Consider the following 22,258-nt stretch of genomic DNA (forward strand, 5'->3'; position numbering starts at 1 on the left):
ACAGCTATAAAAATTGGTACAACTTTAATAGGATTCAGAAAAATTTGCACTAGTGAAGGAATCTATTTTATTAGAAAAATGCAATCTCCCTAAAGAAAAAACCACTAAACAGTGCTTTCTTTCAACTTCTCCTTAATTTTTTGTGCTTTCCCTAAAGTAAAGTTTCTGGCCAACTCTGAATCAAAATATAGTGAACGTTTTTTAAAATCTATTTCTTTAACGTTAAAGATATTTACTAAACACGCTCGACTAATTCTTGTTAACATAGGATATTTCTTTTCAAGCTCACTAATTCTTCCATAAAATTCGTACTGCCCATCTTTAGTACACAATGATAATCTATGTGGTAATTTTGAAGCTTCTACAAAATAAATGTCATTTATATCAAAAGTAAATGTTTGAGAACCTATGGAAAAAACAAATGCTTGATTCGTAACCTGTTTTGTTGCATCTATCCTTTCTTGCGCTAATAACAATAACTCAACAATCTCGTTTCGATACTCATCTAGTGTTTGATCTTTTGTTACAAATCCTAACGTTTCAACTCTTCTTTTTATTGTTACGGGTAACATCTCATCATGAGTAGTTGTAAAAATGATTTTTGCTTGAACATCATATTTTCTGATTACTTCTGCTAATTCTATACCGTTAACTTCATGATTTAAATCAATATCTAAGAAATATATTCCTTGCTTTGGTCGGAATTGTTTGAGGTATTTTTTAACTTCTAACGGACTTTGTGTTTTCAATACTATCTTAAATACTTCATCGTGAAAAAGAATGAAATTATCAATAATTCGTTCTAACTGATTTAATTGTATAATTTGATCTTCACATAATATTATTGGATAACTCATAAATCCTCCTTCCCTCAAAACAACAAAATAACTTGAGTAGTAAATTGATACGGATCGTTTTGATAGTTCACAAACATATTGGGATTCTTTTTATTGATTTCCTCTATACTAGATAAACCTAACCCTTGATGTCCCTTTTTTGTTGTTATTCCTTTTTTCATTAGAGTATCTATAGAGAGTAGTATCTCTCTACAACTATTCGATATCGAAATTTCTATCTGTTTATCATCTCGGTAAATAGCTAGAGACAGTTCTCTATCTTGACTCTCTATAGATGCTTCAATTGCATTATCGAGAATAATTCCAAGCACCCTAATACAGTCAAATATTGGAACAGGAACTTCAATAATAGTACTTGGACATTCGAATTTACAACAAATCTTATTGTTATTTGCTTGGTATAGCTTCGCTATCAACAAACTTTTCAAATATTCATTTTTTATATTTTTTAAATAACGATATTCAAACTTATTGGTTAGATAAGAATTAGAATAGATCTCTAATTCTTTTATTTCTTTTTCCAATATCGAATCATGGTTTTGATTAGCGATTTCTTTTAAACTCAGCAATAAATTTTTATAGTCATGTCTAAATCTGGCAAATTTTTCTTGATCTTTTTCCAGTGAATCAGTATATTTTTTTAGATAAACCAATTCCTTTCTTTTCAATTGCTGTTCATATTGTTCTCGTTGCCTAATAGTTATTCTAATAAATAAAAATAGAACAACAAACATTTGAATGATTAAAAATATTAAGACACCAAACACAAAATGATCAAATACTTGATATTGATGAGCAACATAAGAAACAAATAAACCAATTGTAAGTAAATAAATCATGAATATAGCAGTAAGTTTAGAACTGGACTGTTCAACAATCCTATTTATAGCTAATTTTCTATATAACCAAATAAACATCAGTAAGAACAAAGAATCAAGCATTATCTGGAATACTACATAACTATACCCTTTTATCCCTTCAAATGAAAACATATACGTCATAACCATGGAAGTAATAATAGATCTGAAATCATCAATAAGCATACATAATAGTAATTTATTTAAAAGCACTATATTAGTTTTCTTCTTTTCCTTTAATATAAAATAACTTCCGATTATAGGTATAGCTGCGGAAACATCAGTAAATAATTCAACAAAAAAAGTGAGTGGTATCAATAAACATACAAAAAGATATTTTCTTTTGTTAATATCAGTATTAGTCATATAAAATAAGAGAAAAAAGAAAAAGTTTCCCACGAACATTCTTAATAGATAAGCTTTTGTATCGATAGTAATCAAGAGATCCCCTCCTGATTTTAGGATATCATAAAAAAAATTTTAGTTACACTTTTTAAATAATGAAAAAACACATTCCACTAAATTTGATGCCGGTTTTCCTTGAGGTTTTGTTCCAGCACCTCCTTTAATTTTTTTAAGCTCTTGATCTGAACATTGTTTAGCATTTAGTCTATTTTTTTCTTCCATTACGATTCCCCCTACAAACTATAAATACTTTTATGGCACTGATTCAATATACCTATTTTTCTAATCAAAAAATTTTGAGACATATTTAATATTATAAGTATCATTAAAATTGAGATTTATCTCCATAATCTGCTCGATATAAACCATTTATTCCAGCAGTTCTTCCAATTTCACTCAAATTTCTTATTAATTCCTCTTGATATTCAGTGAATCTTATTTTATTAGTATAAGCAGTAAAATATAGATAATTCACCAATCTATTTATTAAAGGACTGGGATCTAATTCATATTTTTGTTTTTCTAATTTTAAATATACCTTTTGTAAAACCTCAAGAATATCAGAATATTTAGGATCTTTACTTATAGATATATCATTATATAATTCATGAACAATTTGCTTAGCATTTTTTTTCATTTTAGCACTTCCCTGGAATTGCTCCACCTAAAAAACCACCTATAGACATTCCTGCAATACAAGTAGTTGCCTTGGCCCAATCGACCGTACATTTATTTTTAGTGCAATACACTCCATTTCCATAATATTTTCCACTATGAGTGGTACCCCCATAGATAAGTTGTGTCTCTTTAATAGACAAAATTTTTAAATGTTTCATAATCTAATCACCCCTAAATTAATGTTTTTAGACTATTATTCTAACATTCATTAAATTTCAAAAAACAATTCCTTCTTGAAACGTAGCAAAATAATTCCTGAATAAGAATTTAATCACTTTTAAGTATATAAACTATGTATATTCTTTAATATTTTTTGAGAATGCACTTCGTACATAATAAACTTTAATCACATTAGTCTTTCATACCTACGATCGATCTCTTTGACTCGCACCCATAAATTCATAATAGTTTGTCGGCGTCTTTGGACGTTTCGAAGATGAGCTACGCATTCTCTTTTTTTATAGACAAAAAAGATAGAGACGAACATGGAGCTTCCAAATTTGGATATTTGATCCAATTTTGGAAGCTCCATTTATTTCGTGTCTGTCTTTTTATTTTTTCCAGCTTTCGACTAATTCTTGGTTCTCTTTGATCCAGTCTTTTGCTGCTTGCTGTGGATCTTTTCCATTGTTGATTTCCAACATAACTTTTTCCATATCTTTTTCTGACCAATGGAAATTGTCTAATACTTTGTAAGCTTCTGGCTGGTCTTCTTTCAATCCTTTTCGAACCATCGTATGGATCTGCTCTTCGCTTCCCATTCCGTTTTCAGGATCTTCTAAGTATTTCAGATCATATTTGGCAAACATCCAATGAGGTGTCCATCCTGTAACTACAATTGGTTCGTGTTTTTTGATCGCTTGACCTAGTGCAACGGTCATTGCTCCTGAAGAAGATGTCTCGACTTTCCAGTCTTTCAAGTTGTCATATTTTTGGATCGTGTTTTCAGCAGCCGTAACTACACCAGCTCCTGGCTCGATTCCTATGATTTTCTTACCTGCCTGATCGGTTAACTCATCGATCGAATTTACATCCATGTAGGCTGGCACTGCTAAACCAACTTTTGCTCCTGTCAAATTGGCACCTAGGTCTTCGACTTGATCTTTATATTGTGCATATTGTGAACCATGAGTTTTAGGTAGCCAAGCTGAAACCATGGCATCTGACTCGCCATTTGAAACAGATTTCCACATGATTGAATTATCTAATGGCGTCATCGTTACATCATAGCCCATTTGTTTCAATACTTCACCGACTACATTTGTTGAAGCAACTTCTGTATCCCATTCAACATAAGATAAGTTGATACGTTTTGTTTCTTTGGCAGATGAAAAACTCCCTATACCAATCGCACCTAAGATCACTACTACTACAGCACCAATGATCAGTCCTTGACGTTTTTTACTTTTCTGTGTTGCTGCTCCTGCAGCTTTTTTATTGTTTGGCTGGTTCAAATGCTGTGTAAAACGGTCAATGATGATTGCTAAGATAACTAATGCAACCCCGTTGACAAATCCATTCCCGACTTGTGCTCTTTGCAATGCTGATAATACGCCGCGTCCTAAGCCGGGTGCACCGATCATAGAGGCAATAACGACCATTGAAAGTGACAGCATTGTTGTTTGATTGATCCCTGCCATGATCGTACTTTTAGCTAAAGGCAATTCTAGTTTGAATAGTTTTTGACGACTTGTGCTCCCGAATGAATCAGAAGCTTCTACTAATTCTTTAGGAACTTGTCGAATCCCTAAATTCGTAAAACGAACGGTTGGTGGCAAAGCAAAGATGACTGAGGCAAATACCCCTGGAACCATCCCGATACCGAAAAATGCAACTGCTGGAATCAAATAAACGAATCCTGGCATTGTCTGCATAAAGTCAAGGATCGGTTTGATAATACTTTGGGCTTTACTGCTTTTTGCCATCAAGATCCCTAATGGTACCCCAATGATGATTGAGATCACACTAGATAAAAGAACAAGTGTGACAGTATTCATCAAATCATTCCATAGACCTTGGTTATAAATAAACCATAGACCGATTAATGTGAACAACGTAAGTCCTGGACGTTTCTTAGAAATAAAGAAAGCTGCTACCGTCAATAACAAGATAAACAAAGGAGCTGGAATCACTAACAGTAAATTTGTAATCCCCGACATCACTGCCTGTCCGATCGTTTGTAAAAATGAAAATAGGCCAGAAAAAGTTGTCGTAAACCATTCTGTGATATTTTCTACCCAGTTTGCCACTGGTAATTGATAGTTCAATAGATTATTCATGTTCACTCACCTCGCTTGTTTCTGCTAATGCTTCAATCACACTACCTCGGATGACGACACCTTTTAATTTTCCATCCTCTACAACTGCAAGTGGAGTCGGTGAGTCATAAATAATATTGAAAATATCACTTACCACCATGTCTTTCCCGATCACCGTCACATTTTCATCTAGGAAGTCGATCAATGGACGTTTTTGCTTCCTAGCTTCTAACGCTTGATCTGCAGTGATGATCCCTTTCAGGTGTCTCTTTCTGTCAACAGCCATCAGCATGCTGACTTCTTCATTACGCATCCTTGTCAATGCAACGTTTGGTCCATCAGATTCGATATTCGTCGTCAATGCAGGTACCATAATGTTTTGAGCCGTAAGCACTTTGGAACGATCGACTTCTTCCACAAATTCACGTACATAATCATTTGCTGGATTGGTCAATATTTCTTCACCTGTTCCGATCTGCATGATTTCGCCGTCTTTCATCAAGGCGATTCTGTCCCCAATCCGTAAAGCTTCATTCAAATCATGGGTAATGAAAATAATCGTTTTTTGAACATTGGCTTGCAGGTCCAGTAATTCGTCTTGCATTTCTCGACGGATCAGCGGATCAAGAGCCGAGAACGCTTCGTCCATCAGCAAGATCTCAGGATCATTTGCTAAAGCTCTGGCTAGGCCAACCCGTTGTTGCATCCCACCAGATAACTGACTAGGATATTGGTCTTTAAATGAAAGCAAACTAGAATTTTCTAATGCTTTTTCTGCTTTTTCTTGTCGTTCTTCTTTAGGTACACCACGGACTTCTAACCCGTATTCTGTATTTTCCAAGATCGTTCGATGTGGAAACAGACCGAAGTTTTGGAAAACCATATTGATTTTATGACGACGGACTTCTCGCAATTCTTCTTTGCTTAACTTCGATACATCTTCTCCATCAATATAGATACTGCCCGAAGTTGGCTCAATCAGACGATTCAATAGACGGATCAATGTGGATTTCCCACTCCCGGAAAGCCCCATGATCACGAAGATTTCTCCTTCTTTTACGTCAAAATTCACGTCATACACACCAACCGTTGCACCGGTTTTCTTTAAAATCTCCGTTTTCGGCTGGTGATCATTCATCATATCTAAAGCGGCTTGTGTCTTTTTACCAAATATCTTTGTTAAATGTTTTACTTCTACTTTTACCAAACAAATTCTCCTTTTTTATGTAAATTCATTTTTCTTTCTGAAAAAAGTGACCACACTATGTTAACATCATGTAGTCACTTTGTCAAAAATGAAAGAAATTTGCTTGTCCAAACTGAAAAAAACTTGGCTAAATCTTTGTAAATAAAAGGTTTAGCCAAGTTAATATTTTTTTAATATTTCACACAATCATTCTGCAAGCTGATGCTCCGGGTAAAAAAAGTTTGTCATACGCTGTAGCGTATATTCATTTCCAATAAAATGAACGATGTCCCCTGCCGTAAATTTAGCATAGGGGCCAGGTGAAACAAGCAGTTCTTCATTATGAGAAATTGCGATAACTGTGGCGCCAGTCGCCTGCCAGATATTCAACTCGCTAATCGAACGGTCCAGATGCATTGCTTTTTCTGATAAAGATAATTCAAACGGAAGTAAAGGGTTCATCTTATGTATTCGCTTCGTTTGATTGACCAGCTGATCCAATAATTGAGAAAAATGATTCAGCTCATCTTGTTGCTTCTCCACACTTGCCATGATTTCTGCTTTTGTATCTTGGATGGATTGTACATCTTGATATTGCAATAGGAAATCTTTTGCTTTTTCCTTCGAAGCAACAAATGCCCCACTTCCATGCCGTACTTCCATGATTCCAAGATCTACCAGCACATTGATAGCCTTGCGGGTAGTCTCAGGAGAAGCATTGTACGTACTGGCAAGTGTTGAGCGGGCATGGATCTTCTCACCCACTTTATATCGGTTTTCAACGATACGTTCGGCTAAATCAACAGCAATCTGCTGGTAGCGCGGGCGGACGATTTTTTTCTTTCCAGACATTTTCTTTCCTCTTTCTTTTTTTACTTTCCCTCATCTTACTATGCTCTAGCAAAATAAGCAAAAAAGGGGAGAATAGCCTCTTGCAACGACTGATCATCGCTTGATCTGTTCCTTTTTTACTGGGCAAGCTGTTTGACAGTCATCACAATTCTTTCCGGATTTTAAACGAGTATAGACAATCGCGCCTGCACTTCCAAAGATTAACACACTTAATAAGAATGTCGCCATCCTATTCCTCTCCTTCTAATGACAATATAGTATAAAACTGGTTCTTGGATTTTGGCTGACGGAACAAAACATAAACGAGTCCTATCATCAGTAAAACAGCAAGATACGTCCCTAACGCTACCTGTCCACCCTCCAATAAGTGTCCCAACTGATAAATCACAAAACTAACTAAATAAGCTAAACCGCATTGATAGCCTATGGCGATCCAAGTCCATTTCATGGCATTCATTTCCCGATGGATAGCCCCAATTGCCGCAAAACAAGGCGCACAAAGTAAATTGAAGGCTAACAATGAATAAGCTGCTGCGGGAGTATATGTGTGTTGTAGCACTTGCCAGATTTCTCTGCCATTTTCGGATACTTCCGCATGACCAAACAAAATACCAAATGTGCCAATAATATTTTCTTTAGCGACCAATCCTGTAATCGCTGCGACTGTTCCTTGCCAGTTTCCCCAACCAAGCGGCTGAAAAACAACTGCCAGGATTCGCCCGAAAAAGGCTAAGATACTTTGGTCTTCAGAAACAGGTTGAGCATAAAAATTATAAGAAGAGCTGAACCAGATCACGATACTAGAAACAAAGATAATCGTTCCTGCTTTTTTAACAAAAGACTTGCTGCGGTCATAGGTTTGTCTTAGGACCGCTGACCATTGAGGAAAATGATATGCGGGCAATTCCATGATAAAAGGAGCTGTATCTCCAGCAAACAAACGTGTTTTTTTCAAGCTGATTCCAGAGAAAATAATTGCAGTCATACCAAGAAAATAGGCAGAAGGAGCTACCCAAGATTGATGAGGAAAAAAGGCCCCTGCTACTAAGGCAATAATCGGCAACTTTGCAGAACAAGGCATGAAGGTTGTGACCATGATCGTCAAACGACGATCTTGCTCGTTTTCAATCGTGCGACTGGCCATGACGCCTGGCACTCCACATCCTGTAGCAATCAGCATAGGAATGAAGGATTTTCCTGAAAGACCGAATTTCCTGAAAAGTCGATCCATGACAAAAGCGATCCTCGCCATATATCCGCAGTCTTCCAGAAAGCTCAAGCATAAAAACAATATGATCAATTGCGGTAGAAATCCTAACACTGCTCCCACGCCTGCGATGATGCCGTTCAAGATCAGCTCCTGCATCCATCCCGCTACTTGCCATTCAGCTAACAATCTGCCAACATGTTCTGGTAACCATGTACCAAACAATGTGTCATTGATCCAATCTGTCCCCATTGTTCCTACTGTTTGAATAGCCAGATAATAGATCAGCCACATCACAAATGCGAAGATCGGCAAGGCTAACCAACGATTCGTTGCAATCTGATCGATTTTGTCACTCATCGATAATTGGAAAGAATCATTTGACACAACACAGAGTGTACATAATTGGGTAATAAATTCATACCGTTCATTGACTAGAATCGTTTCACTATCGTCATCCAATAGTTTCTCTGTCAACTGGATCAGTTGTTCGATTTCTTTTTGCTGAGAAACTGCTATCTCGTAATCCTCTCTTACCTTCTGATCTCGTTCAAAATATTTCATTGTATACCAGCGTTTCTTGCCGCTTTGTTCTCCTAGTACATCTTCAATTTCATGTAAAGCTGCTTCTACACGTGGATCATATGTACAGGGAACAGGAATAGAAGGCCGCTTTTTTGCAGACTCCTGAATCTTTTCGATTAGTTTTTCGATTCCTTGCTTTTTCAATACGCTGATTGGTAAAACTGGTACACCAAGACCATAGGAAAGCTTTTCTAGGTTGATTTTTTTTCCTTCTTTTTTGATGACATCCATCATATTCAGACCAATGATCATAGGAATGTCTAAATCCAATAACTGCGTAGTTAAATAAAGATTTCGTTCTAAATTGGTAGCATCAATAATGTTGATGATCAGTTCAGGCTGTTCCTGAACCAAATAATCTCTTGCAATCACTTCTTCTGGTGTATAAGGAGACAAAGAATAGATGCCGGGTAGGTCCTGAATATGAATGTTCGGATTTTTTTTCAACGATCCTTCTTTTTTTTCTACTGTTACGCCCGGCCAATTCCCTACATATTGATTCGAACCAGTCAAGAGATTGAACAAGCTAGTTTTCCCGCTGTTTGGATTTCCGACTAACGCGATATTCATTCTTTTTCCTCCCTTTGTATCAAGATTAGTTCGGCCTCTGACTTTCGTAACGTCAGTTCATACCCTCGCACTGTCAGTTCGATTGGATCTCCCAGAGGGGCTAGTTTTCGGATAACTATTTTTACATTTCGCGTCAATCCCATATCCATTAACCGTCGCTTCACTGCGCCTTGTCCGTGGATTGCTACGACGATCCCAGTCTCTCCTGCTTTTAATTGATCAAGAGAAGTCCAGCTTTCAGAGGAAGCAGTCTTTTTATTGACAAAGATTTGACCTAGTATTTCCCGACTTACTGCCACTCGATGACTTTTTACCAGTAAAATGGCATTGTTGCCTGATAAATTGACGACGACGATTTTACTTCCGGCAACGATCCCGATATTTTGCAAATGGCGTTTTGTTTTTTCTTCTGTTTCGATTCGTTCGACTTGATAAACGAAATTCTGCTTTGCCTGCGCTAAGGTCTGCATATTGATTCCTCTCTTGTGAAATAAATCATGTATTAAAATCATTCATTATATGTTCTAATTTTCTTACGTGTTACGCAAATAAATGAGAATCATTCTCACATAGAATACTCTCGGTAATTGAGAATGTCAATTATACTTGTGATATTATGAGCGAATCTTTAGTATTGATAGATAAAAATGAGAAAAAAATATTTCTTCATAGTTTTCCACAATTTTTTCTCTATTAAATTTGCTATTTTCCCACACGATACTTGTTTTCAGCTCTTTTTTCAAAAACACAAAACTTAGTATTCCACAGTTTCCACAACACAATATGTAGTGTTTGTTGTTTGACTTTTTTACTAAGAGTTTTATACTATCTATTATAGATAATAAGAATGTGTTAGAGGAGGCACTCACCATGAACGTAAAAATCTTTTCTAAAAATAATTGTATGCAATGTAAGATGGTCAAACGGTTTTTAACAGAAAATCAAATTGCTTTTGAAGAAGTCAATATCGATGAACAGCCTGAAGCAGTAGACTGGTTGAAAGCACAAGGATTCCAAAGTGTTCCTGTCATTACTTCTGATGCAGAAACAGTTATCGGATTCCGTCCTGATCAGTTGCGTAAACTTGCCAGCTAACATGACTAAAAGAATCAAAACGTGATACATGGATTTGAAGGGCTTGAGACAGCACCAGTTTTTGTCGCAAACTTCCAAATCCTTTTTTAAAGCTTAAAAACAATGCAATGATTTGCAATCAAGCATCATCAAATACGAAATGAAGGTTGGGCGTACGTATGAGTCTTAAAAATTTACAAGATGTCAGTTATTTCAAGCTGAATAATGAAATCAATCGGCCAGTCAATGGTCAAATCCCTTTGAATAAGGATAAAGAAGCTTTAGTTGCCTTTTTTGAGGAAAATGTCAAACCAAATACGATGACTTTTCCATCTATTATGGAAAAAATCAATTACTTGATCGATCAAGAATATATAGAAGCAGAATTCATTCAATTGTATTCACCATCATTTATTGAAAAGCTATATCAATTTTTGGACGAGCAACATTTTTCTTTCAAATCTTTTATGGCTGCTTACAAATTTTATTCTCAATATGCGTTGAAAACCAACGACGGTTCCGCTTATCTGGAAACTTATGAAGATCGAGTAGCCTTCAATGCGCTTTACTTTGCGAACGGGGATGAAGAATTAGCACTTGCTCTTGCAGACGAAATGATCCATCAACGATATCAGCCAGCTACACCTTCTTTCTTGAATGCTGGACGTAAACGTCGGGGCGAATTGGTGTCTTGTTTCTTGACTCAAGTCACTGACGATATGAACTCTATCGGGCGCTCAATCAACTCTGCTTTGCAATTGTCCCGTATTGGTGGCGGCGTAGGGATTACTTTATCAAATCTTCGTGAAGCCGGCGCTCCTATCAAAGGATATGAGGGTGCTGCAAGTGGTGTCGTTCCAGTCATGAAATTATTCGAAGATAGTTTCAGCTATTCTAATCAATTAGGTCAGCGTCAAGGAGCTGGCGTGGTTTATTTGAACGTTTTCCATCCAGACATTATTGCTTTCCTTTCAGCAAAAAAAGAAAATGCAGATGAAAAGATTCGCGTAAAAACTCTTTCTCTTGGCGTGATCGTACCTGATAAATTTTATGAATTGACACGTAAAAACGAAGATATGTATTTATTTAGTCCATATAGTGTCGAAAAAGAATATGGTGTCCCATTCTCTTATGTAAATATTACAGCTGAGTATGATCATCTAGTTGCAAATCCAAACATTCGCAAACAAAAAATCAAAGCGCGTGATCTTGAAAATGAAATCTCAAAATTACAACAAGAATCTGGCTATCCTTACGTAATCAATATTGATACAGCGAACCGCGAGAATCCAATCGATGGCAAGATCATCATGAGTAATTTATGTTCAGAGATTTTACAAGTTCAAACGCCTTCTGTGATTAACGGCAAACAGGAATATGAAGTATTAGGAACAGATATCTCATGTAACTTAGGCTCGACAAATATCGTGAATTTGATGCAAAGCCCTAACTTTGGTCAATCTGTGCGTACGATGACTCGTGCATTGACATTTATTACAGATGCATCTGATATCGATGTCGTACCACCGATCCAAAACGGAAATAAGCTGAATCATACGATTGGATTAGGTGCCATGGGCTTACACACTTATCTTGCAAAAGAACAAATGGAATATGGCTCAGAGGATTCATTAGACTTTACAAATATTTACTTCATGCTGTTGAATTATTGGACACTTGTTGAAAGCAACAATATCGCTCGTGAAAGAAAACAAGTTTTCCATAATTTTGAAAAATCAGCTTATGCTGACGGCACTTATTTCGAAAAATACGTAACTGGAGAATTCCAGCCAAAATCAGAAAAAGTCAAAGCATTGTTTGAAGGCATTTTTATCCCAACTGCTGAAGATTGGAATGCTTTGAAACAAGCAGTAATGAAAGATGGACTGTATCATCAAAATCGCTTGGCAGTAGCACCAAATGGCTCAATTTCATATATCAACGATACGAGTGCAAGTATTCATCCTATCACTCGCATGATCGAAGAACGCCAAGAGAAGAAAATCGGTAAAATTTATTACCCAGCGCCTTATCTATCCAATGAGACGATTCCGTATTACACTTCTGCTTATGATATGGACATGCGTAAAGTAATCGATGTTTATGCAACGGCACAACAACACGTCGATCAAGGCATGAGTTTGACTTTATTCATGCGTTCTGAAATCCCAGAAGGCATTTATGAATGGAAGACAACAACGAAGCAAACGACACGTGATTTGAATATTTTAAGACATTACGCTTTCCACAAAGGAATCAAATCCATTTATTACGTACGTACCTTTACTGATGATGCAGAAGAAATCGGAAGCAATCAATGTGAAAGCTGCGTGATCTAATATCATAGATAGATTCGCTTATTCATATTTTAATTAAAGGAGCATTCTCATGTCAGAAACATATTATGAAGCAATAAACTGGAATGAAATTGAAGATATCATTGATAAATCCACTTGGGAGAAGCTGACAGAGCAATTTTGGCTAGATACACGTATCCCACTTTCAAATGACCTAGATGATTGGCGTACATTGTCTCAATTGGAAAAAGATACAGTAGGACATGTATTTGGCGGTTTGACACTGCTAGATACTGTCCAATCTGAAAGTGGCATGGATCAGTTGCGTAAAGATGTCCGCACTCCCCATGAAGAAGCCGTTTTGAACAATATTCAATTCATGGAATCCGTTCATGCCAAAAGTTATTCTTCTATTTTTAGTACACTGAATACGAAAAAAGAAATCGAAGAAATTTTTGACTGGACAAATACGAATCCTTATCTGCAAAAAAAAGCTGAGCGTATCAATGAAATCTACAAACACGGTACACCGCTAGAAAAGAAAATTGCCAGCGTCTTTTTAGAAACATTCTTGTTCTATTCAGGTTTTTATACTCCTCTTTATTATTTAGGAAACAACAAATTGGCTAACGTAGCAGAGATCATCAAACTAATCATCCGAGATGAATCTGTACATGGAACCTACATCGGTTACAAATTCCAATTAGGATTTAACGAGTTACCTGAAGCAGAACAAGAAACGTTAAAAGACTGGATGTACAATCTTCTTTATGAGCTTTACGAAAACGAAGAACGTTATACAGAAGAATTATACGATCCAATCGGCTGGACAGAAGAAGTCAAGACATTCCTACGCTATAATGCCAACAAAGCATTGATGAACTTAGGGATGGATCCACTCTTTCCAGATACTGCCAATGATGTCAACCCAATCGTAATGAACGGGATTTCAACAGGCACAAGCAACCATGACTTCTTCTCACAAGTCGGAAACGGCTATTTGTTAGGTCATGTAGAAGCGATGAAAGACGACGATTATTTGATTGGATTGGAATAAGGATTTATTTTAATTCAAAAATTTTTCGAAAAATAAAAAGAGTTTAGCGTACAGATATTTTAAATGTACACTGAACTCTTTTTTATGCTTATTCACTTGTTTCTTCCAGCACTTTTGGACTGTCTAACTTTTCCGAAACATGTTCCATTCTTCTCAATAAATAGATTTTCCGGATATTTAATATTATCGTCTTAATCACTGCATAGACAGGTATGCAAATCAGCATGCCTAATATTCCTGCGACACTTCCTGCTCCAATCAATACCAAGATGATCGTCAAAGGATGGATATTCATTGATTTCCCAAATAACAACGGCTTGATCAAATTTCCATCTAATTGTTGGATCACTAAAATCGACAACGCCATATACAAAGCTTGAAATGGAGAGATAAACAAACCGACAATGATTGCTGGTACCGCTCCAATAAAAGGGCCGACATACGGGATAATATTCGTGATTCCGCAAATGACCGCAAGCAACAAGCTATAAGGCTGATCGAATATTCTCATTGCCAAAAAGCTCATTACACCAATAATCAAAGCATCTAAGATCGTACTGCTGATATAGGCAGATAATGTTTCGTTTAATTCTTTTACCGTTTGGCGTAACTCTTTACGAATCGCTTTCGGAAAGAAGTGAGACAACGCATCAATAAATTTGTGCCCATCCTTGAACATAAATAGCAAAATAAATGGAACGGTAAATAACAAAATAAAAAATTGCATCATAAATGAAATGATTTTTGAGACACTTGCAGATAAACTGACTAATATGATATTGAACAAATTACTAAGAGATAAATTTGCTGATGCTAATTGTTCTTCCAAATTGAAATTTTTAAACTCTTCCCGCTGCGCCAATTCATTTAACCATTTGCTTGTTTCATCTGCATACGTTGGCAAGCTCTGGGTCAATTGAATTGTCTGTTCCATTAACTGAGGCACTACATTCATGACAGTTAAAACAACTAAAATGATTACGACCAAAAACGTCAATAAAAAACCGAACACTCTCGGGATCCGATGCTTTTCGAGAAAAACAACGATTGGATCGAACATATAATAGATAAAACCAGCAACAAGCAATGGTAAAAAAATAGCCGAAAGCATTTTCAATATTGGACTAAAAATATTCGGCATTTGTAAAATAAAGTACACGCCGATGATCGTGAGTACTAGCTCCACTGTCCAGAAAAATAGTTTTGATTGTTTAAAACGTGATTGCATACATCTCCTCCAAGGTCCTTTGATACTTCTATTCTATCATTTAACAAAGAGTTACGCGCTGAGATTTTCATTTGCTTAAAAAAAACAAAAAAAATAAACATATTTTAATGAGTAGACGAGTACTTAAACAAAAACACGGTTTGGAGTAGTGACAAAAATTATACTGCAGTCCCTTTTTCCAAATAAACGGTGTTCAAAAGCTTGCATCTTCGTAATAAGCCCAGCCAAACGAAAAATATAAGGAACTATTTTTATTTGGCTGGGCTTATTACTTGATGTAGGACATCTATTTTACAACCTCAGATCATTTATTGCGCAATACTGACTAAATGCAACTTTGTGATATTTTTGTGTACGGACAACTCCTCGATCACATCGGCATAAGTGAGCCCTTTTGGAAGATCAATCGTATAGATATTTTTGTACACTCGGTAGTCATCAACGAATTTTACATCAAAATTCACATCTTCGATTACGATATTTTTCTCTTCAAAATAATCGGTAAGAAAATCTTTGGTTTCTTTTCTATGGATAAATTGGATTTCTAACTTTTTAGTCGTAGGTACATGGATCACGCGTTTCACTACTGTGAGTGCAATAGCAATCCCGATAAAACTGATGATCGCAATGGAATAGTAACCCATGCCGATGGCGATCCCTAATCCAGCAATAGCCCATAAAGAAGCGGCAGTCGTAAGTCCCGTCACCGATTGTTTCGTGACGATGATCGTTCCCGCGCCTAAGAAACCGACACCACTCACCACTTGAGCAATCAGCCTTGCTTCATCTGAACGAATCGTTCCAGCAAGCTGTGGATACTCTAAAGCATCTCTTAATGCACCACTAGCGATCTCAACTTGGATCAATGCAATGATACATGCTCCCATACAAACTAAAATATGCGTACGCATACCTGCTGGACGATTTTTATATTGTCGTTCAAAACCGATTGCTCCACCAAATAGCATAGCGATCCCTAAACGTAAAATAATCTCTGGAATTGTCAATACCATATCATTCATCTAAACACCCTCCAGTCCAATATATCATGTCTGAAAGGAGCAGACAAAAAAAGTGCAATTTTTACCTCTTACGAAAAAAGGACTATGACAAAATTTTTGTCATAGTCCTTTTTATGAATAAACGGTGTTCAATCAGCTGACCCTCGGTATTACTCAACAAACGGCAAAATATGGGGAGCTATTTTTCCTTTGTCTTCTCTAATACTCAGGTCAAAACGCTGATTTCACAACCTCTCTACTAAACGGTGTTCAATCAGCTGACCTTCGGTATTAGCTCAACAAACGGCAAAATATGGGGAGCTATTTTTCCTTTGTCTTCTCTAATACTCAGGTCAAAACGCTGATTTCACAACCTCTTTAGCCTACTATTGAAAATTACAACTTACTTGCTGCTTCTTCATCGATGATCACAACAACATTGTCGTGGTTTTGCAATACACTTGCTGGTAAATGATTCGTTACAGGTCCTTCAATCATCCCTTTGATTGCATCAGCTTTGCTTTCGCCAAATGCCATCAAGACGATTTCTTTACTTTTCATAATTGAACCGATTCCCATTGAAACAGCTTTTGTTGGTACATCTTCTGCTTTATCGAAGAATCGTTTGTTTGCATTGATTGTTGATTCTGTTAAGTCAACTACTGAAGTCGTTCCGTCAAATGAAGCACCAGGTTCATTGAAACCGATATGTCCATTTTGCCCGATTCCTAAGATTTGGATATCGATTGGATGTGCATCGATGATTTGATCATACTTTTTGCATGCTGCTTCCAGATCTTCTGCTTTTCCATCTGGTACAAACGTTTCTTTGAATGGTTTTTTATCAAATAATTGGACATCCATGAAATGACGGTAGCTTTGTTCATCTGAACCGCCTAGTCCAACGTACTCATCTAAGTTTACAGAAGTCATTTCACTGAAATCCAAATCGCTTGAAGTCATTTCTTTATATAAAGTAACTGGTGTGCTTCCTGTTGCCAATCCTAATACTTTTGCACCTTTGTTCATACCTTCTTTGATGATTTCAAATGCTTTTTTTCCGCCTTCTTCAGCGTTTTTTACACGAATGATTTCCATAGTGATTGCTCCTTTGTATTTTGGTATAGCCCAATTATAGCATTCTTTTTTTCTTTTTACAATAATTAGTATAGACCAAATTGAATTTTTTTCATTTTCTTGACAATAAATAGGAATCCGTGTTAGGTTTCATAAGATGGTTCAATCAAACAATCCATGTTGCATGAAAACCAAGCAAGTGATTCACTGTGGACGCTTTATGTCTGCAGTTTTTTTATGAAAAAGGAGTTATTATGAGTATACTGACATTAAACAGCATTACCCAGCAATTTGGCGACAAAATCCTCTATGAAGGTGTCGATCTGCAATTAAATGCTGGCGAACATCTTGGGCTGATTGGACAAAACGGAGCCGGTAAAAGTACATTGATTAAAATCATCACTGGTGAGATCTTACCAGATGACGGACAGATCCATTGGCAAAAAAATATTCACAAAGGTTACCTCGATCAATATGTGAAAGTCGATGAAACATTAACAATCGAAGAATTTCTAAAAACTGCGTACGCAAAAGAATACGAAAAGGAAGAAAAAATTGCTTTTCTTTACCAAACATATAGCGAGACCTTCGATGATTCTTTGCTGGAAAAAGCTGGGAAACTCCAAACGGAATTAGACCAAGGAGTGTTTTATCAAATCGACACCTTAGTTGCTGAGATGAGCAGCGGGTTGGGGATCGATGTCTTAGGTTTAGATTCACTGTTGAAAAATCTAAGTGGTGGACAACGTTCAAAGGTGATTTTAGCAAAACTACTTTTAGAAAACCCAGATGTTCTGATCTTAGATGAACCAACCAATCACTTAGATGATCAGCATATCCAATGGCTGACGCAGTTTCTTCAGGATTTTGACGGTGCGTATATCGTGATTTCCCATGACCAAGAATTTCTTGATCAGATCACCACCCATATCGCAGACATCGAGTTTGGAAAGATTACTAAGTATACTGGCCATCTAAAACAAGCATTGAAACAAAAGGAACAAAATCGCGAAAGCTATTTGCGCCAATATCATGCTCAACAAAAACAAATCGAAAAGACCGAAGCTTATATTCGAAAATACAAAGCCGGTTCCCGATCAACGATGGCTAAAAGCCGACAAAAACAATTAGATAAAATCGAACGGCTGACGCCTCCAGCTTCAGCAAGTAAAGCTGTCTTTGATTTTCCATTCTCGCCTATTGTCACGACATTAGCAGTGGAAACAACTGATTTAGTCATCGGATATGATCGACCGCTACTTGCACCCATCAATTTGACCATCCGCTTTGGTGAAAATATTGCCATTCGAGGCTTCAACGGGATTGGAAAATCTACTTTATTAAAAACACTGATCGGTGAGATTGAAAAAATAAGTGGCGATTTCCACTTCCCAGATAACACAAAAATCAATTACTTTTCACAAGATCTGTACTGGGAAAATCCATTAGAAACACCACTACAATATTTAAGCAGTCAATTTCCAAAAGCGACTATCAAAGAATTACGTCGCCAACTAGCTAAAGCAGGGTTAGTTAATCAATTAGCAAGTGAACCTCTCACTACATTAAGTGGTGGGGAACAAACTAAGGTAAAACTTGCACAGTTGACAATGAACCAAGGTAATTTACTGATTCTCGATGAACCGACGAACCATATCGATCAAGAAACGAAAGAAAGCTTACAAGACGGGATACAGAAATTTCCAGGAACAGTAATCATCGTCTCTCATGAACAAGAATTTTATCAAGATCTTGTGCAACGAGTCATTGAGATTGAACCAAAATAAACGTTTGATTGAATAGTTGAAAAAAAGGAGCTGTGACAAAAGTTTTGTCACAACTCCTTCTTCTGAATAAATGGTGGCCAATTAGCTGACCTTCGGTATTAGCTCAAAAAACGGCAAAATATGAGGAGCTATTTTTATTTGGCTATTCTTATTACTTGATGCAGAACAGCTTTTCACAACCTCTTTTCGTCTATTTTTTATTTTCGAGATTTCTCTTTCCTTTAAAAACAACTGTTTGAAAGAAGAACGCACATCCTTGAAAAACAAGCCCGCTAACCGTTACACCTAACCAGCCATACTGCTGCCACATTGTCGTCCCTAGCAATGAACCAGCCGCACCTCCAATAAAGTACATAAACATAAATACAGTATTATTTCGGTTGCTTGCTGCTTCACCTAGCCCTTGTACTCGTGTTTGATTGGCGACTTGACCAAATTGATTCCCGACGTCTAATAAAATAATAGCTAAAAGCAAAATGGCCAAATGGCTTCCGCCAACCAATAAAGCAATAAAGCTTATTGTTTGCATAACAAGTCCCATATACACGATTTTTCTTTCAGAATAAGAATCTGCCAGTCGTCCCACGATAGGTGCAGCAACTGCTCCAGACAAACCAAAAATCGCTAATATCCCTGCTTCGAATGTTCCCCAATTGTAGGCGGGACTGCTGATATAAAAAATCAACGTAGACCAAAAGATAGAAAATGTTCCAAACATGAAAAATCCACTGACTGCCGCTTCTCTTAATAGACGTTGAGAAGCAACTAAATGCGGCAAACTTTTAAGTGAATCAAGGTATGAAACAGCTGTACTACTTTGCTGGACAGAACGCGGCATTTTCCAGTAAAGCAGAAGTGTAAGAATTCCGACTGCACATAAAGCAAATAAATAGATCATCCGCCAAGAAAAAAGACTTGCAACAATGCCAGATACCGTGCGAGAAAGCAAAATCCCCACGAGTAAACCGCTAAGCAATGTACCCATGACCTTCCCTCTTGCTTTTGGTCCCGCTAATACCGCACCATAAGGAATGATGATCTGTGGTACGATTGAAAGTAACCCAATCAAGAAAGAAGCGCATGCAAATAACGTAAACGAAGGCGCAAAAAAAGCGGCCAACAGAGAGACGGCAGATAACGCTGCCATTCGAATGATCAATTTTGGACGATCCACCACGTCCCCTAAAGGAACTAAAAACAGTAACCCTAACGCATAGCCTAATTGGGTCAACATCGTCAATATCCCGACTGCACTTGTGCTAACAGATAAGCTTGCTGCTACTTTCGTTCCAATCGGCTGGATATAATACATATTGGCAACAACAACGCCACAAGTGATTGATAATAGTAAAATAAGCGAAGTTGTTAAAGGTGTTTTTTCATTACTCTTCATTGATTTCCCCCATTTCCTATCTTAGTTTACAACTTATGGAAAAGATTGGAAATAGAAAAATACAACTATTCGCCACACTTATTATTTGTGCTTTTGTTTTCCTTGTTTTTTCTTGCGATCTTTATAAATAAAGACAACTAACCCTACTAGTACAGTAACACTTGCAACCAACATAACTGCAGTTTTATTATATCCATGAAACAGAGCTTCTCCACCACACGCATACAACACAGACGAAGGGATGACTCCAATCACGATCGACAATATGATTTGCTGTAGAGGCAATTTCATCGCATCTGCAGCAAAATTGACCATAGAAGATGGGATCACCGGTATCATGTAACCTAACATTACGCCTATTTTTGGATGTTTCATTTGCCGAATAGATTGCACCCAATGATTCGTTTCGGTTTTCTTATCTAAAAATTTCAATCGGTGCATCAAAAACACAGCGGAGATATTGCCCAAAGCATTCCCTAAAACATTGATACCTGCCCCAATAAACGGACCAAAGCTCAAACCAGCGATGACTCCAACTACTGAAGTAGGAATACCTGGAACAGCACACATCACCGCTGTCAATACGATCAAGAGTATCGATGCAAAAGTCCCATGCGAACGAATATGTGCGAGTAGCTCTGCCTTACTTGCTCTCGGATTTAAAAATAATTGGATGTCTGTCTGATATTCTAAATACAACCGATAGCCCACTACCAGTATCAGAATGATTCCCAACGTGATCAACATCAATCGGATTATTTTCTTTTTCATATTTCCTCCTGAAAAAAATCTATATTCATTAAATAATAGTTTAACATAAAAACAAAAAAGCACCGAAATCCAACATAGGATCTCAGTGCTTTTAAATAGTAAAAATTATTTAACAGTTACAGATGCGCCAACTTCTTCAAGTTTAGCTTTCAATTCTTCAGCTTCTTCTTTAGATACGCCTTCTTTAACTGGTGCAGGAGCGCCATCAACTACAGCTTTAGCTTCTTTCAAGCCTAAACCAGTTGCTTCACGAACTGCTTTGATAACTTTAACTTTTTGGTCTCCAGCTGCAGTTAATTCTACAGTGAATTCTGTTTGTTCTTCAGCAGCAGCAGCGCCACCAGCAGCAGCTACAGCTACAGGAGCAGCAGCAGATACGCCAAATTCTTCTTCAATAGCTTTAACTAGGTCGTTAAGTTCTAGGATAGTTGCTTCTTTTAACTCAGCAACGATGTTTTCAATGTTCAATGCCATTATAATTTCCTCCGTTTAATTGTTCTTTTTTATTTAATGCTTTATGCGGCAATTAAGCTGCATCTCCATCTTCTTTGTCTGCCACTGCTTTGACAGCGTAAGCCACGTTGCGGACTGGCGCTTGTAGTACAGATAGCAACATAGATAGAAGTCCTTCGCGATTTGGCAATTTTGCCAATGCTGTGATTTCTTCCAATGAAGAGACTTTACCTTCGATGATACCGCCTTTGATTTCTAATGCTTTTGCTTCTTTAGCAAATTCGTCCATGATTTTCGCTGGTGCGACTACATCTTCGTTACTGAATGCAACAGCTGTAGGTCCAGTGAATACTTCGTCCATGCCTTCAAGGCCAGCTTTTTTAGCTGCACGTGAAAGAATAGAATTTTTGATAACTTTCATTTCTACGTTAGCATCACGAAGTTGTTTACGTAAACGTGTTACTTCATCAACTGTTAATCCGCGGTAGTCAACGACTACTACTGATGCAGCTGCTGTAAATTTTTCGCTTACTTCATCAACGATTGCTGCTTTTTTTGCGATAATTGCTTCACTCATTTTTGAGTTTCACCTCCTGAATTTTGATGGAAGAGTTTTTTGCACTGAAAAGGCAAGTCACTTTTATAGTTACTTTGCTCAACCAGTA

General features: G+C 37.0%; 22 protein-coding genes. 4 read left to right on the forward strand and 18 right to left on the reverse strand.

All coding sequences use genetic code 11. The annotated features are described in order from the left end of the window. Positions 1-104 precede the first annotated feature (104 nt). The 11 genes from IGL15_RS11800 to IGL15_RS11850 form a co-directional block, all read right to left on the reverse strand. A complete protein-coding gene (locus tag IGL15_RS11800) occupies positions 105-857 on the reverse strand; it encodes a response regulator transcription factor (RefSeq protein ID WP_002325334.1) in 753 nt (250 codons plus the stop codon). A gap of 14 nt (positions 858-871) precedes the next feature. Beyond that, positions 872-2,155 (reverse strand): sensor histidine kinase, encoded by a 1,284-nt coding sequence (locus tag IGL15_RS11805; RefSeq protein ID WP_010727347.1) that lies wholly within the window; start codon positions 2,153-2,155, stop codon positions 872-874. A 39-nt stretch (positions 2,156-2,194) separates the two neighbouring features. Beyond that, entirely contained in the window at positions 2,195-2,341 is a 147-nt protein-coding gene (locus IGL15_RS11810; protein WP_002294600.1) for an EntF family bacteriocin induction factor, read from the reverse strand. 103 nt (positions 2,342-2,444) lie between these two features. Next, a complete protein-coding gene (locus IGL15_RS11815) occupies positions 2,445-2,756 on the reverse strand; it encodes a bacteriocin immunity protein (RefSeq protein WP_002287810.1) in 312 nt (103 codons plus the stop codon). A 1-nt stretch (position 2,757) separates the two neighbouring features. Then, positions 2,758-2,955: a class II bacteriocin gene (locus IGL15_RS11820; protein WP_002304799.1), complete on the reverse strand. Its 198-nt coding sequence runs from the start codon at positions 2,953-2,955 to the stop codon at positions 2,758-2,760. A 393-nt stretch (positions 2,956-3,348) separates the two neighbouring features. After that, on the reverse strand, positions 3,349-5,076 hold the full coding sequence (locus IGL15_RS11825) for an ABC transporter permease/substrate binding protein (RefSeq protein WP_002298506.1): 1,728 nt from the start codon (positions 5,074-5,076) through the stop codon (positions 3,349-3,351). Beyond that, on the reverse strand, positions 5,069-6,262 hold the full coding sequence (locus IGL15_RS11830) for a quaternary amine ABC transporter ATP-binding protein (protein WP_002287805.1): 1,194 nt from the start codon (positions 6,260-6,262) through the stop codon (positions 5,069-5,071). Before IGL15_RS11830 ends, IGL15_RS11825 begins: the two co-directional genes overlap by 8 nt. Before the next feature lie 186 nt (positions 6,263-6,448). Then, the gene (locus tag IGL15_RS11835) at positions 6,449-7,093 is read right to left on the reverse strand and encodes a GntR family transcriptional regulator (RefSeq protein WP_002287801.1); all 645 of its coding nucleotides are present in this window, start codon (positions 7,091-7,093) and stop codon (positions 6,449-6,451) included. Positions 7,094-7,186: 93 nt separating this feature from the next. After that, positions 7,187-7,321 (reverse strand): hypothetical protein, encoded by a 135-nt coding sequence (locus tag IGL15_RS11840; RefSeq protein WP_002290587.1) that lies wholly within the window; start codon positions 7,319-7,321, stop codon positions 7,187-7,189. Between the two features lies 1 nt (position 7,322). Next, positions 7,323-9,455 carry a ferrous iron transport protein B gene (gene feoB, locus IGL15_RS11845; RefSeq protein ID WP_104765623.1) on the reverse strand — a complete coding sequence of 711 codons (2,133 nt, stop codon included), beginning with the start codon at positions 9,453-9,455 and terminating at the stop codon, positions 7,323-7,325. Then, the gene (locus IGL15_RS11850; RefSeq protein ID WP_002287797.1) at positions 9,452-9,925 is read right to left on the reverse strand and encodes a FeoA family protein; all 474 of its coding nucleotides are present in this window, start codon (positions 9,923-9,925) and stop codon (positions 9,452-9,454) included. Before IGL15_RS11850 ends, feoB begins: the two co-directional genes overlap by 4 nt. A 400-nt stretch (positions 9,926-10,325) precedes the next feature. On the opposite strand from IGL15_RS11850, the gene nrdH reads away from it, so the two are divergent. The 3 genes from nrdH to nrdF all read left to right on the forward strand — a co-directional run bounded on the left by nrdH (position 10,326) and on the right by nrdF (position 13,883). Continuing rightward, on the forward strand, positions 10,326-10,550 hold the full coding sequence (nrdH, locus tag IGL15_RS11855; protein WP_002287795.1) for a glutaredoxin-like protein NrdH: 225 nt from the start codon (positions 10,326-10,328) through the stop codon (positions 10,548-10,550). A gap of 158 nt (positions 10,551-10,708) precedes the next feature. Continuing rightward, positions 10,709-12,868 carry a class 1b ribonucleoside-diphosphate reductase subunit alpha gene (nrdE, locus tag IGL15_RS11860; RefSeq protein ID WP_002287793.1) on the forward strand — a complete coding sequence of 720 codons (2,160 nt, stop codon included), beginning with the start codon at positions 10,709-10,711 and terminating at the stop codon, positions 12,866-12,868. Positions 12,869-12,917: 49 nt separating this feature from the next. Then, on the forward strand, positions 12,918-13,883 hold the full coding sequence (gene nrdF / locus IGL15_RS11865) for a class 1b ribonucleoside-diphosphate reductase subunit beta (protein WP_002287792.1): 966 nt from the start codon (positions 12,918-12,920) through the stop codon (positions 13,881-13,883). 88 nt (positions 13,884-13,971) lie between these two features. Here nrdF and IGL15_RS11870 read toward each other — a convergent pair whose 3' ends face one another. The 3 genes from IGL15_RS11870 to nagB all read right to left on the reverse strand — a co-directional run bounded on the left by IGL15_RS11870 (position 13,972) and on the right by nagB (position 17,210). After that, positions 13,972-15,111: an AI-2E family transporter gene (locus tag IGL15_RS11870; RefSeq protein WP_002298514.1), complete on the reverse strand. Its 1,140-nt coding sequence runs from the start codon at positions 15,109-15,111 to the stop codon at positions 13,972-13,974. 308 nt (positions 15,112-15,419) lie between these two features. Beyond that, entirely contained in the window at positions 15,420-16,133 is a 714-nt protein-coding gene (locus IGL15_RS11875) for an MgtC/SapB family protein (protein ID WP_002287788.1), read from the reverse strand. A gap of 375 nt (positions 16,134-16,508) precedes the next feature. After that, the gene (gene nagB / locus IGL15_RS11880) at positions 16,509-17,210 is read right to left on the reverse strand and encodes a glucosamine-6-phosphate deaminase (RefSeq protein WP_002287787.1); all 702 of its coding nucleotides are present in this window, start codon (positions 17,208-17,210) and stop codon (positions 16,509-16,511) included. A gap of 233 nt (positions 17,211-17,443) precedes the next feature. On the opposite strand from nagB, the gene IGL15_RS11885 reads away from it, so the two are divergent. After that, positions 17,444-18,976 carry an ABC-F family ATP-binding cassette domain-containing protein gene (locus tag IGL15_RS11885; RefSeq protein ID WP_104765622.1) on the forward strand — a complete coding sequence of 511 codons (1,533 nt, stop codon included), beginning with the start codon at positions 17,444-17,446 and terminating at the stop codon, positions 18,974-18,976. A gap of 190 nt (positions 18,977-19,166) precedes the next feature. On the opposite strand, the gene IGL15_RS11890 is transcribed toward IGL15_RS11885, so the two are convergent. The 4 genes from IGL15_RS11890 to rplJ all read right to left on the reverse strand — a co-directional run bounded on the left by IGL15_RS11890 (position 19,167) and on the right by rplJ (position 22,170). Beyond that, the gene (locus IGL15_RS11890) at positions 19,167-20,369 is read right to left on the reverse strand and encodes an MFS transporter (RefSeq protein WP_002301341.1); all 1,203 of its coding nucleotides are present in this window, start codon (positions 20,367-20,369) and stop codon (positions 19,167-19,169) included. Between the two features lie 81 nt (positions 20,370-20,450). Further along, the gene (locus IGL15_RS11895; RefSeq protein ID WP_002301342.1) at positions 20,451-21,140 is read right to left on the reverse strand and encodes a TVP38/TMEM64 family protein; all 690 of its coding nucleotides are present in this window, start codon (positions 21,138-21,140) and stop codon (positions 20,451-20,453) included. A 105-nt stretch (positions 21,141-21,245) separates the two neighbouring features. Next, positions 21,246-21,614: a 50S ribosomal protein L7/L12 gene (gene rplL / locus IGL15_RS11900; RefSeq protein WP_002294588.1), complete on the reverse strand. Its 369-nt coding sequence runs from the start codon at positions 21,612-21,614 to the stop codon at positions 21,246-21,248. Between the two features lie 52 nt (positions 21,615-21,666). After that, entirely contained in the window at positions 21,667-22,170 is a 504-nt protein-coding gene (rplJ, locus tag IGL15_RS11905) for a 50S ribosomal protein L10 (protein ID WP_002291634.1), read from the reverse strand. Between the last annotated feature and the right edge of the window lie 88 nt (positions 22,171-22,258).

It is taken from the genome of Enterococcus sp. DIV0436a (genome assembly GCF_051711605.1).
GTDB lineage: Bacteria > Bacillota > Bacilli > Lactobacillales > Enterococcaceae > Enterococcus_B > Enterococcus_B faecium.

Coding starts and splice junctions, on each gene's coding strand:
- nagB (WP_002287787.1), bottom strand. CDS start 17,210: ATGGAAATCATTCGTGTAAAAAACGCTGAAGAAGGCGGAAAAAAAGCA.
- IGL15_RS11840 (WP_002290587.1), bottom strand. CDS start 7,321: ATGGCGACATTCTTATTAAGTGTGTTAATCTTTGGAAGTGCAGGCGCG.
- IGL15_RS11825 (WP_002298506.1), bottom strand. CDS start 5,076: ATGAATAATCTATTGAACTATCAATTACCAGTGGCAAACTGGGTAGAA.
- IGL15_RS11810 (WP_002294600.1), bottom strand. CDS start 2,341: ATGGAAGAAAAAAATAGACTAAATGCTAAACAATGTTCAGATCAAGAG.
- nrdE (WP_002287793.1), top strand. CDS start 10,709: ATGAGTCTTAAAAATTTACAAGATGTCAGTTATTTCAAGCTGAATAAT.
- IGL15_RS11815 (WP_002287810.1), bottom strand. CDS start 2,756: ATGAAAAAAAATGCTAAGCAAATTGTTCATGAATTATATAATGATATA.
- IGL15_RS11885 (WP_104765622.1), top strand. CDS start 17,444: ATGAGTATACTGACATTAAACAGCATTACCCAGCAATTTGGCGACAAA.
- IGL15_RS11875 (WP_002287788.1), bottom strand. CDS start 16,133: ATGAATGATATGGTATTGACAATTCCAGAGATTATTTTACGTTTAGGG.
- IGL15_RS11835 (WP_002287801.1), bottom strand. CDS start 7,093: ATGTCTGGAAAGAAAAAAATCGTCCGCCCGCGCTACCAGCAGATTGCT.
- nrdF (WP_002287792.1), top strand. CDS start 12,918: ATGTCAGAAACATATTATGAAGCAATAAACTGGAATGAAATTGAAGAT.
- feoB (WP_104765623.1), bottom strand. CDS start 9,455: ATGAATATCGCGTTAGTCGGAAATCCAAACAGCGGGAAAACTAGCTTG.
- rplJ (WP_002291634.1), bottom strand. CDS start 22,170: ATGAGTGAAGCAATTATCGCAAAAAAAGCAGCAATCGTTGATGAAGTA.
- nrdH (WP_002287795.1), top strand. CDS start 10,326: ATGAACGTAAAAATCTTTTCTAAAAATAATTGTATGCAATGTAAGATG.
- IGL15_RS11890 (WP_002301341.1), bottom strand. CDS start 20,369: ATGAAGAGTAATGAAAAAACACCTTTAACAACTTCGCTTATTTTACTA.
- IGL15_RS11800 (WP_002325334.1), bottom strand. CDS start 857: ATGAGTTATCCAATAATATTATGTGAAGATCAAATTATACAATTAAAT.
- IGL15_RS11820 (WP_002304799.1), bottom strand. CDS start 2,955: ATGAAACATTTAAAAATTTTGTCTATTAAAGAGACACAACTTATCTAT.
- rplL (WP_002294588.1), bottom strand. CDS start 21,614: ATGGCATTGAACATTGAAAACATCGTTGCTGAGTTAAAAGAAGCAACT.
- IGL15_RS11850 (WP_002287797.1), bottom strand. CDS start 9,925: ATGCAGACCTTAGCGCAGGCAAAGCAGAATTTCGTTTATCAAGTCGAA.
- IGL15_RS11870 (WP_002298514.1), bottom strand. CDS start 15,111: ATGCAATCACGTTTTAAACAATCAAAACTATTTTTCTGGACAGTGGAG.
- IGL15_RS11895 (WP_002301342.1), bottom strand. CDS start 21,140: ATGAAAAAGAAAATAATCCGATTGATGTTGATCACGTTGGGAATCATT.